Source organism: Flectobacillus sp. BAB-3569, from assembly GCF_002270355.1.
Taxonomy (GTDB): domain Bacteria; phylum Bacteroidota; class Bacteroidia; order Cytophagales; family Spirosomataceae; genus Flectobacillus; species Flectobacillus roseus.
This window is the reverse complement of record NZ_NJFZ01000045.1, coordinates 1-12,395: the sequence shown is the minus strand read 5'-3', so window position 1 is coordinate 12,395 and position 12,395 is coordinate 1. Positions and strand designations below refer to the sequence as shown.

The window sequence follows — 12,395 nt, the reverse complement described above, 5'->3', positions numbered from 1 at the left end:
CCACTGTATCACTGCACCTGACGGCGCGCTACCTATCGCACTCGATAAATTACCTGTCGTCGCGGGACATACATTGCTCACACTACTACTCAACAAACTCGGTGCTACAAAACCTGCTGCATTCGCTAAGCGTAATACGGCACCATATACCCTCGTCGTACCAACATCTACTCCTACCAAATTCGCAATCGTGAAACGTACTTCGTTGAATGGCTTCGTTGCAGCAAAACCAACTACCTGACGAGTTGAACTTAGAATAGACAAGCTGATTAATCCGCCTGCATTACTTTCCTGTAAAACCCCATTCAGATAAGTACTGACGGTAGCATTACTCAGAAGACTCGCTCCTAATATGGTCGTATTTTCTATATCAAAACCTGCAAAGGTTCCGATTGGATAAGTAGTCACAGCGTCTTTTACCGATATTGATCCACTACTCAATAAGCCTGCCGTCAATACAATATCTGCATAGTTTGAAGTACTCGCATCTACCACATTTTGACTATTATTAATAGAACATCCTACGCAAGCTACTCCCCCAATACCGGTCAAACTACCATTCAAGACCGCTGGAAAACTTGGCGATACCAAATACGTATCCGTACAGCTCAACGCTGGGCCTGCGCAGAAACTTTCTAGTACTACGTTGTAAACTCTTGTCGTACTCAGAATCCCTAATAAGTTCGCTACTTCAATCTTTACTTCATCAAAACTTTTTGTCGTAATAAAGCCAACTAATTGTTCACCAGTTCCTGTTAACAAAGAGGAATTCACCGAAAGCAAACTACTTGCAGAAGAGGTTTCTTGTAATACCCCAGCTTTATACGTTTTTAAGGTAATACCCGACAGTAAATTAGCATTAATCAAATTTGGATTCGAAATATTAAACCCTGCAAAAGTTCCGATGGGATAAGTCGTCAAAACATCTTTTACAGCTAATGACCCTACACTTCCAGCCGAAACTGCCATGGTAATAGTGGCATAATCACTAGTAATTGAGCTAATGACATTGTCAGGATTAGAGACTGAGCATCCCAAACACGCAACACCTGTGATGCCTGTTTGGGATGCATCAATAGTGACAGGATAAGCAGGATTAGAAATATTTGTCTGGGTATTACATACCAAAGCTGAACCCGCACAGAATTTCTCGATTACTGGATAATATACTTGACCAGAGAATAATACACCGACTAAGGTTGTATAGGTAATTCTAACCTCATCAAAATCTGCTGTTGTAATAAAACCAACTGTTGTATTGCCACTCGCATCAATTAAGCTTGATTCGATCCCAAGCAAATTTGTAACAACATCTTTAGTCTCTACCTGAGAGCCATTGTTGTAAGTGGTAACAGTAACCACCGCACCAACACTTCCACTCAATAAGCTACTTGATGAAATCTTAAAACCTGCATAATATCCTGCTGGATAGGTATCTGCAGCATCATTATCCTTTACACTAAAAGTGACTCCACAACCAGCACCAGTTATATTAAAACCTGCATAGTTAGTTAAGTCAGAGTCAACTAAATTAGATTCGGGAGCTGTAGTAACATTGAGACAAAAAATACTACCATTATTTTGACGATTTGCAACAAGGTTTGTATACGAAGCATTCGTCCAAGGTGTTTTTGTATTACAACTTGTATTGCCTGGGTCAACGGGAATAAGATTGGCTTTTGAGGGTTTATCAGACCCTATCGCAATAGAAGGGCTACCCCAAAGAAGAAAAAGACACAGGAAAAGGACTAGACATCTGACAAAATTCTTTATCATGATGAAAATTGTTTTATAGGTTGTATACAGCCCAACAATTCCAAACCATATTACTTAGGCACCTCTTTCAAAAATTTTATAGACAACTTTGGCGAAAGGTAGTTTGAGCAATTTGATAGAATTAAAATTATTAAGGCTTTTGGAGAAGGACACTATCTAAAATCAAATCATTCGTAGTCGCATTGCAGCACGTTCTACAAACGAATAACACTTGCATATCATCAATCCTAAAACTACTATCTGTAATTTTAGCATCGCTACATCTACTGTCTATCAGCAAATTAGCTTAGGCACCATAAAAAATACGATACATCTTTCCTACCTCAAACTCATTAGATATTGAGCAGACTAATTCCTACGAATTATTCGAAAGCAAAATAAGCTTGTGAGGTGGGCTGTGAAGAAGCGATATGAAAAGCGGACGATAGCCGTATCCTCAAATTTGATTTGAAGAGAGCATAAACCTTAAGACTAACAAAGGCGAACTTCGGCTTATAAGGGCGAAGAATTAGTAATTTTTTGATCATAGCGGATATCAAAAGGAAAATTTGTACGATACTAAACTCTTTTAAACCTTCAGGGTAAAACTCATTTCATTGTAGCACTAGGGCGAATCTTTTTAAATATATTTTATTAAAAAGCTATTAACTACAACATAAAATAGAGTTATACTCCACATAATTAAAAGTTTTAATTTTAGTTAAGGAAAATGAAAAATATACGTACGAATGATTTTTTTACAAGCAATAACTTTACAACAGGGCGAACCTATATTTTACACACAAAAAAATATGCACTTGTTTGGAAAAATAATCACACATGTAAATTGAAAGTACAATTTTGAAACCAAAGCATCCATAAAAGGCACCTCAGGGTGACAAAACACCATAAAAGGTGACAAGATGCTAATTACTAGTAGAATCAAGAAGATTTTTTCACTAGAACCAATAACACTTATTGGAATTGTAAAATATATTCTTTTATATGTTCAATAAAATATAGTTTGACAATTTTTTACTGAAAGGGTCAAAAAAGATTCTCTTGTGAAAGTAGATTTAGGAGGCTTTAAAAATATGAGCAAAAATTAACAAATGTCAAGATAAAGGGCAGATAAACGTATCTAAATCTGAGCGGAATGACCTTCCTATCTTTATTTCTTTGTTGTTTAACACCAATAAACGCTTTCCTAACTCTAATCTTTGAATGAAATCTATATTAATTAAATGAGATTTATTTATCTGAATAAACTTTTCATCCAACTCTTCTTTAAGGTTTTTAAGTGGCTTTTTTCTGGCATAAACTTTATTTTGAATCGTATGAATAAAGGTGTAATTCCCTTCAGCTTCTACATAAACAATATCATCCAGATGAATCTTCAACACCTGCTGATTTTTGTCAATCACCTCCACATATTTATGCTGAACAGGGGGATAAATCCGTAACAAAAGGTTTATCGAAGAAAGAAAGGCATATCGATTGATGGGTTTTCCTAAAAGCAAGCATTTTCCATGTTCTAAACACCTATCAAACATCTCATCATCAAGGCTTTGAGACATACCAATAAGAGGTATGTTGAGGTATTGGGGTGTTGCTATAAAATCAAAAACTCCTATACTATTTAGTTCTAATGCAGCAAGAATGATGTTAGGCTGGAAGGTTTCTAACAACAAATCTACTTTAATCATTGTAGGGGCAATGATCAACAACTCAAAGTCATTTTGATTTAGTAATGTTTTTATAATTTCTAACGAAGACGGATCTTCTTCGATTACTAAAACTTTGACAGGCTGGCGGTTCCTAATCAATTTTTTCATACTAGTAATGAAGGTATTTATTTATGTATTGTTCCAAAACAATACAAATCAATTTTGCAATTCATAGTTGTTAGTATTTGTTTATCAAGAATAATACCAATCTAAAATTATCATGAAAAGGGCACATCCATTTTTTAGTAGCATCTTATCCTATTATTAACGCATCCTATCAAAGCAACTATTTTTTGAGTATAACCACCTTAGTTACAGTCTTTATGAATTATAATATTTACCTGATCTAAAACCTGACTATGTCCAATTCATCTCCTCGATATGATGAATTAATGCTATGGAATGATTTGCGCAATGGCGAAGAGGCAGCGCTTGCTAAACTTCTCCGCATTTATGCCAAATCTTTGATTAGCTATGGCCGCAAAATGGTCAATGACGACGCATTAATTGAAGATTGCATTCAAGAAGTTTTTATTCAATTATGGCAGTATCGTCAAAATCTAAAAATTGACGTAGGCTCCGTAAAAGCCTATTTATTTGCGGCAGTACGAAGAAGAATCATTTCCGAAATCAAAAAAAATGAAACAATTTCACTTGACGAACATTCAAGTTCTGAAAGCTATTTTGACATTGACTTTTCGATAGAAGAAAAAATCGTCAAAGACGAAACCGAGCTTCAACGTGTAAGGCTAATAAACGAACGCTTAAATCATCTTCCCAAAAGACAAAAAGAAGTTGTCTACCTCAAATTTTATAAGGAACTGTCCAATCAAGAAATTGCGGAGACAATGGGAGTAAAATACCAATCCGTCAGCAATTTAGTCCATGAAGCACTCACCTTATTACGTACTCTTTTTCCAGATGACGCTATCTGGTTTGGGCTATTAGTCTGGTTATTTGAGTGGTGAACAAGTGGCAAAGGCATAAGGCACAGAGGCACAAAGTGTGTTTTGTTACAACAAGTGGCAAAGGCATAAGGTACAGAGGCACAAAGTGTGTTTATTGAGATATACTCCTTCCCTTTATACCTCGGTATTTCCTTAAAAAACTCCTTGCCTAAACCCTATCCCCTACCCCCTAAAAAACCCTCTACCACTCTGTGCCTTTGTGCCTCTGTGCCTAAACAAAAAATACTCCTTCTCTAACCCCTTCCCTCCTCAAATCAATTTTTTTACAAAAAAGCAGTATAAAGAAACCGAAAGTTTTCTACTGTATATAAAAGACGACTTATTACTATTTTATGAAAAAATATAGTGATTACACGATAGAAGATTTTCTTTTGGATTCAACCTTCGTAGATGGGTGAAATCTGAGGGATATCGAAATCATTCACACCCATGGACACAATGGTCTCAACAACACCCCAGCCAGCAATACTTGGTCAAACAAGCTCGTGAGTTTATTTTGGCTACAGGCATACATGAAAAACCTATCTCAGAAGAACAAATTGAAAGACTAATTACAAATACACATAATCGAATACAAGAAGAAGAAACGCTGGAATTTGAAATCAACGAGCATGTAGCTTGGTACCATCATAACACCTGGAAATGGTCTATTGCCGCCACAATATTCCTATTGCTCAGTGTTGGTATTTGGTGGTATACCGACAAAAATGTGAATCCACAATTGTCGCACTTATCACAAAAAGCGATTGAAGAGTTGGTCACAAAAACCAATTTGAGCAGGCTGAAAATGCCCATCAAATTACCCGATGGGAGTTCTTTATTGCTAGAACCTAACAGTACGATTCAGTTTCCAGCAAGTTTTGATAATTCTCCTAATCGCGAAGTGTATTTGGATGGACAAGCTTTTTTTGAAGTAGTCAAAAATCCTCAACAACCCTTTTTGGTGCATGCCAAAACTACCGTTGTCAAAGTATTGGGCACTAGCTTTACGGTACAGTCTTTTAACAAAGAAAAAGAAGTAAAAGTAGTAGTAAAAACAGGTAAAGTAATGGTGTATGAAAAAGAAGAGGAAGACAACAATCGAGTGACGCTATTACCCAACCAACAGGTCATTGTAGACGAGCAAAATCTGATGCAAGCTACCGCTATAAGTTCCGAACAAGTTGCCGCAATTACCTCAAAAACAAGCACCGCAATAGAATTTAACGAAAGTCCAGTTGCCCAGATTTTCAAGAAACTCGAAAATCTATACGGCGTACATATCTATTTTGACCAAAAGTTATTAGAAGGCTGCTCACTCACAACAACGCTTGGCGAAGAGCCACTATTTACTAAACTTCAAATTATTTGTGAAGCTATTGGACCTAATACCAAATTTGAAGTAGTCAACGAAAAAATTATTATTCAATCACTAGGGTGTAACCAATAAATAAAACAATCGCAATGAAAAACCTACTTAACTCCTTCCCTCCATAGCAATAAAAAAAGGTGTATGTCGTGGTGGCACACAACAAACACCTAGCATTTTTCCCCTTCCTGTCTGCTCAACATGCCCTTTCAAAAAAGGGTAAGGGGATGTTTTTGTTTTACTTAACAGAAAACCATTCAAGTTTATGAAAAAAAATCGACAATCAAAGGCTTTTTGGCTTACTATTATGAGAATTACTGGAATGCAGTTTTTCATGATTCTATTCCTCACAAGTTTTGCTTGGGCAAAAACCTCTGCTCAAGAAGAACTCAACAAAAAGATAAGTATCTCTATCGACGGAATAGTCCTAAAATCAGCTTTACAAAAAATTGAAAAAACCGCTCAAATAAGAATTTCCTACAACTCGCAAGTTGTGCCTCTCAACAGAACGGTCACTCTTTTGGCAAGCAACGAACGTGTAGGCGATGTTTTGGAGCGTTTACTCAAGCCCCTTTCGGTGACCTATGTAATGTTTAACAATCAAATTGTTTTACGTAAAATCGAAACACCCAGTACTACCACCAACGCCACAGAAACAGAGCGAGAAAACGTGGTGGCTTTACCAACTGTTTCAGGAACTATTACCGATGAAAAAGGGAAAGCACTCCCTGGAGTAAACATTACGATTAAGGGCACCACAAAAGGAACAAATTCGGACGCAAGCGGTCACTTCAAAATCGAAGTTCCTACTGAAAACACAACCTTAGTGTTTAGCTATGTAGGCTATGTTAAACAAGAAATAGTGGTCGGTAATCGAACCGTTTTCAATATCTCCTTGGCACTCGAACTTCAATCATTAGACGAAGTTGTTGTGGTAGGTTATGGTACCCAAAGCAAAAGAGCGGTATCGGGTGCGGTATCTTCAGTAGGTTTTAAGCAGTTCCAAGACCGTTCATTTAGCAATGTCACTCAAGCACTTTCTGGTCAGATTGCTGGCGTAAATATCAGTCAAAGTCAAGGTGCTCCAGGGGTATCTCCTATTATTCGGATTCGTGGTGTAAGCTCCATTACGGCTGGAACAAACCCACTTTTTGTTGTGGATGGCGTACCGCTCGAAAACTTCAACCTCAATATGGTAAACCCTCAAGATATTGAATCTGTAGAGGTATTGAAGGATGCTTCTTCAGCAGCAATTTATGGTTCAAGAGGTGCCAATGGCGTTATTTTGGTGACAACCAAATTAGGAAAAGCTGGTAAAACCACCTTCAGTGTTGGCTACGAATCGGGTGTGCAAAGTGTAGAAAGACGTGTTAAAATGATGGACGCCCAGCAGTGGATTAATTATTACATCGATGCTCATAATAATGCTTGGGTTGATTTGAATCCAGCTAAAAACAAAGCTTCTGACCCAAATAGTGTAAGAGGTTCTGTCTACAAAATTCCTGATGAGTTTTTGACTAATCCTCAACAGTTTGGCAAAGGTACAGATTGGCAAGATGTAATGTTTAGAGTTGCTCCTTCTCAAAATGCACAATTCTCAGCTTCGGGTGGTACAGACAAAACTCAGTTTATGTTTTCGGCAGCGTATTTGAGTCAAGATGCCGTTTTGGACGAAAACTATTACAAACGTCTTTCGTTACGTTCAAATATCAAGCATCAATTGAGCAATAAATTTACGATTGGTTTAAACCTTGGTGTTACAGGAATTTTTGATAGAACCGATGGTACGCAAGGAAAAAGTGATGTGGTAAGTTTGGGACTTCAAAGCGACCCTATTTTCCCTGTCTACAACGAAAATGGTAATATCGGCTATCGTGACCCTAACTCAGTTTGGAACAAATACGTAGCCTACAACGACCTCAACTTATGGCATCCATATTCATTGACACGTTATATCCACAAACAAAATAAGACTTTCAATACTTTGGCAACTGGCTTTTTGGAATACAAAATTTTGGATGATTTAAAGTTCAAAACAAGTATTAGCGCCAATTTGTATAATACGCGTTACAACTCTTACCGTGTCAACAAACAAGGCTATGGCTATTCTGGGATTCTCCCTGCTGAAGGTTATTCAACAAGCGGATATAGTTTAAACTGGTTAAGTGAGAATACCTTGAACTATGACAAAAGCTTTGGCGATCACAATTTGGCTTTACTCTTGGGCTATTCTGTTCAAAAACAACGCAACGAATTTGCCTCGATTACGTCTGGTAGTTTTCCAAACGATTTAGTTGAAACTCTCAATGCTGGAGTAGTTTCTGGTGGCTTCACCAATGCTTCAGAATGGGCTATGATTTCGTACTTGGCAAGAGCTCAATACAATTATTTGAACAGATATTTCTTCACGGCCGCAATCCGTCGCGACGGTAGCTCAAGATTTGGGGCAAATAGCCGTTGGGGATATTTCCCTTCAGTATCAGGTGCTTGGGTAGTTTCGGATGAAAACTTTATGAAAGATATTAGAGCTATCAATAACCTAAAATTCAGAGTGAGTTATGGTATGTCGGGTAACAATCAAATCCCAAATTATGGCTCAACTAGTTTATTAAGTTCTTCTAACTATGTTTCAGGCTCAACATTGGCATCTGGATTAGCGATTTCGAATATTGCCAATACCAATTTGCAATGGGAACGTACAACGCAATTTAACCTTGGACTAGACTTAAAACTGTTGAACAACCGTATTGGTTTATCTGCTGAATATTACAATTCGACAACCAACGATATGTTGCTGAACGTACCTGTTCCAGATATTACGGGCTTCTCTACGCAGTTGACAAATATTGGTAAAATGGAAAACAAGGGCGTTGAATTAAACTTGAATACACAGAACATTCAAACACCTAAATTTAGTTGGTCTACTGATTTCAACTTTAGTTCAAACCGCAACAAAGTCTTGCAATTAGGTCAAAACAATGCGCCTATTACTTATACCGACTTCGTAGTTACGGTGAAAACAGAAGTGGGACAACCAATTTCCAATTTCTTTGGATACGTAGTAGATGGCGTATTCAAAAACCAAGCACAGGTAGATGCAACACCACATTATTCGACCACAAAACCTGGTGACCCAATTATCAGAGATGTGAATGGAGATGGAAAAATCACGGTTGACGACCGCACTACCTTGGGTAACTATCAACCTGATTTCATGGCGGGTATTACCAACAACTTCTCTTATAAAGACTTTGACCTGTCGTTTATGTTCCAAGGCTCATTTGGAGGCGAAATCGTCAACCAAAACTTCCGTTACTCAGGTTTTTGGAACAATGGACGTAATATGTACGCAGGTGTAGCCAATCGTTGGCGCTCAGAATCAGACCCTGGCGATGGCACACACTTCAGAGCTACATTAGGTTTGACAGGTTTACAAGACCAATTCACAAGTCTTTGGGTAGAGGATGCTTCATTTGTGAGATTGAAAAACATTCGTGTTTCATATACTATCCCATCATCTATCACTCAAAAATTACATTTGAAAACGGCACGTGTGTATGTCAATGCCGAAAACGTGTATTTGTGGAGTAAGTACACCAACTATGACCCTGAAAATACTACTTACAACGCCTCTAACTTCTCGGGTGAAGCCAATGGTAACTCTTCAAGTGGTTTGAACGCCTCTGGAAATGCGCCAAATGGTGCTTTCATTGGCGTAGATTATGGATCATATCCCATCCCAAGAGTCATTACAATTGGTGCTAAGATAGACTTTTAATCAATGTTTTTTAAACTTCAAAAAACAGGATAGACATGAAAAAAATTGTAAAAATATACCTTCTTCTTGCCGCAAGTTTACTTACTACAAGTTGTAGTGATTCATTTTTAGAACTTGCACCGATTTCAAATGCGACGGCAGATAATTTCAAATCAACCGATGATTTTGAACTTGCCATCAATTCGGCATACGCTTCTTTATATACGGTTTATCATCCCGAAGGACCCGTTTCGTATTGTAATGAACAAATGAGCGACAACGCCATTATGTACAATATTTCAGGTATTCAGGCAGATAAATGGCAGTTTAAAGATTATAGTCTTATGACCACCAATACCATGGTGTATCAGTTCTGGCAAGATTATTATCGTGCCGTTTTTAGTACAAACATTGTTTTAGATAAAATTGAAACGGCATCTTTGAGCGAAACATATAAAAACGATGTTCGTGCTCAAATGCGTTTTTTGAGAGCCTTATTTTACTTCAATATGGTTCAAACATGGGGCGATATTCCTTTGGTAACAAAGCCGCTTTCGGGCGATGAAGCCTATGCCGTACCTCGTTCGCCACAAGCAGATGTATATGATTTGATTAAAAAGGATTTAGGCTTTGCTATCGAAAATTTACCTTTGGCTTCTGCTATTCCAAGTACCAAAATCGGTCGTGCTTCAAAGGGTGCTGCTCAAACACTTTTAGGAAAAGTATATTTGACGTTGGGCGACAAAACCTCCGCAGCAAATGTGTTGAAGGACGTGTATAATAGCAATCAATATGCCCTCCTGAGCACCTACGCTAGTCTTTGGGGACCTAATGTAAAAAACACAAAAGAATCTATTTTCGAAATTCAGTTTTTGGGAGGCTCAGCCTCTGCGCCGTATAGTCGTTATTATCAAACTTTTTATCCAAACAATAACTTCCTTGGATTTTATGGTAGTGGTATGAATCAAGTAACAGACGACTTGTACAACGAATATGAAGCCAACGACCCACGTAGAGACTTATCGATTGCTTTAGGATATAATAATGGAACAACCTTTATTGCCCAAAAATATCCAATCAAATGGACACATACCAATGCTCCTATCGGAAGTGGTAACCCTTTAGCCAATAACAACTTTATGGTATTGCGCTTTGCCGATGTCCTACTAATGTTGTCAGAAGCTACTGGAGATGCTACTTATCTGAACCAAGTAAGAACCAGAGCAGGTTTGCCTAAATTTGGCGACGCAGGCTACCCAACTGCTTTTGCAGGCTCGTTGAGTACCGCAATTGAACATGAAAGAAGAGTAGAACTTGCTATAGAATTCCATCGTTGGTTTGACTTGAAACGTACCAACCGTGCCATTACGGTTTTGCAACCAAAAGGAAAAGCCATTACAACAGATAAACTATTGCTTCCTATTCCTCAAATTGTAAGGTCTCAAAATCCTGCAATTACGCAAAACAATGGATATAATTAAGTATGAATGCTGAATTTAGAGTTGTGAATTGTGAGTGTAATTTTTAATTATCAGCACTTTACTTTTATCCAGTAATCAGAGTCAATTTATACATAAGCTGGTTCAAGGCAGATAATAGTCTATTATCGCTTTGAACCAGCTTTTTATTTTCAACGATTATGATTTTTCCAAAACCTAGACTATTAATTAAGAATAATCCTTATTTTTAGGTAAAAAAAACATACCTCTAATGACAAGCATCCAAGAAATATCGAGAGACAACATCTCCATCCTAGCCCATTTAGCCACTCAACTTTGGACTGATACTCATTTCGACGAAATGTCAGAGCATTTTGAAGAAGTACTATTGGCAGAGCACCCAACAGCTTTTCTATTACTACAAGATCAAAAACCTATTGGATTTATTGAATTGAGTGTTCGTCAAGACTATGTAGAAGGTGCCGAAGATATGCCTGTAGCCTATATTGAAGGAATTTACGTTGACAATGTTTTTCGTAAAAAAGGCTTAGCCATTCAACTCATCCACAAAGCCGAACAATGGGCACGTTCACAAGGATACACGCAACTTTGTTCAGACTCAGAACTTGCCAATTCAGGCAGTATTATATTCCATCAAAAAGCTGGTTTCGAAGAAGTTGGAAGGATTGTATGTTTTGTAAAAAACCTCAACTAGAAATTGGTTAGCAGTGTATCCGTTATTTGATGGGACTCACAATCAGAATGACTCTATCAAGATCTATCACAGATATATTATTTATTTCATATTTCCTGTTACTTAGTTAAATGATAAGTAATAAAATATCAATTATCCAATAATTAGTTGACAATACTTCACTCAAGTCATTGGTATCTTGTCAACAAGTTCTAACTCAATTACAAAACCTTTTAAATATGAATCAACAACCTTCTAGTGCATTTGTAGCAGCCTCTTGGGTAGCGCTCGGTATTGGTATCGTAGGATATCTCATAGGCCTATGGAATGCCGAAATGGCACTCAATGAAAAAGGATATTATTTTACCGTTTTGATGTATGGTCTTTTCTCTGTGATTTCATTACAAAAAAGAGTTCGTGACAAACTCGAAAATATTCCAGTTACAGCGATTTATTATAGTCTAAGCTGGTTTTCAACCATTTTAACCATTGTTCTGCTAACGGTAGGTCTATGGAACGCCACCCTATTGCCAAGTGAAAAAGGATTCTATGCTTTTGCCTTTTTGCTAGCGCTTTTTGGCGCAATCGCCGTACAGAAAAATACTAGAGATAGTCAGAAGGGAAACTAGCCGTTAGCCGTTAGCCGTTAGCCGTTAGCCGTTAGCCGTTAGCCGTTAGCCGTTAGCCGTTAGCCGTAGCCGTTAGCC

General features: G+C 37.6%; 8 protein-coding genes. 6 read left to right on the top strand and 2 right to left on the bottom strand.

The annotated features are described in order from the left end of the window. On the bottom strand, positions 1 to 1,776 hold a 1,776-nt coding region (locus BWI92_RS26010; protein WP_141234939.1), incomplete at its 3' end, for a hypothetical protein. Positions 1,777 to 2,870: 1,094 nt separating this feature from the next. Then, positions 2,871 to 3,590: a LytTR family DNA-binding domain-containing protein gene (locus BWI92_RS26005; RefSeq protein WP_095168519.1), complete on the bottom strand. Its 720-nt coding sequence runs from the start codon at positions 3,588 to 3,590 to the stop codon at positions 2,871 to 2,873. Positions 3,591 to 3,841: 251 nt separating this feature from the next. On the opposite strand from BWI92_RS26005, the gene BWI92_RS26000 reads away from it, so the two are divergent. The 6 genes from BWI92_RS26000 (at position 3,842) to yiaA (ending at position 12,317) form a co-directional block, all read left to right on the top strand. Next, complete coding sequence (locus BWI92_RS26000) at positions 3,842 to 4,450, top strand: RNA polymerase sigma factor (RefSeq protein WP_095168516.1); 609 nt, start codon at positions 3,842 to 3,844, stop codon at positions 4,448 to 4,450. A gap of 394 nt (positions 4,451 to 4,844) precedes the next feature. After that, positions 4,845 to 5,879, top strand: coding sequence for a FecR family protein (locus BWI92_RS25995; RefSeq protein ID WP_095168514.1), 1,035 nt, complete (start codon positions 4,845 to 4,847; stop codon positions 5,877 to 5,879). Positions 5,880 to 6,063: 184 nt separating this feature from the next. Further along, positions 6,064 to 9,576, top strand: a complete 3,513-nt coding sequence (locus BWI92_RS25990; protein WP_229363590.1) for a TonB-dependent receptor — start codon at positions 6,064 to 6,066, stop codon at positions 9,574 to 9,576. A 35-nt stretch (positions 9,577 to 9,611) separates the two neighbouring features. Continuing rightward, positions 9,612 to 11,036, top strand: coding sequence for a RagB/SusD family nutrient uptake outer membrane protein (locus tag BWI92_RS25985; RefSeq protein WP_095168511.1), 1,425 nt, complete (start codon positions 9,612 to 9,614; stop codon positions 11,034 to 11,036). Positions 11,037 to 11,265: 229 nt separating this feature from the next. Beyond that, positions 11,266 to 11,709, top strand: a complete 444-nt coding sequence (gene aac(6'), locus BWI92_RS25980) for an aminoglycoside 6'-N-acetyltransferase (RefSeq protein WP_095168508.1) — start codon at positions 11,266 to 11,268, stop codon at positions 11,707 to 11,709. A 218-nt stretch (positions 11,710 to 11,927) separates the two neighbouring features. Further along, a complete protein-coding gene (gene yiaA / locus BWI92_RS25975; protein ID WP_095168506.1) occupies positions 11,928 to 12,317 on the top strand; it encodes an inner membrane protein YiaA in 390 nt (129 codons plus the stop codon). Positions 12,318 to 12,395 lie beyond the last annotated feature (78 nt).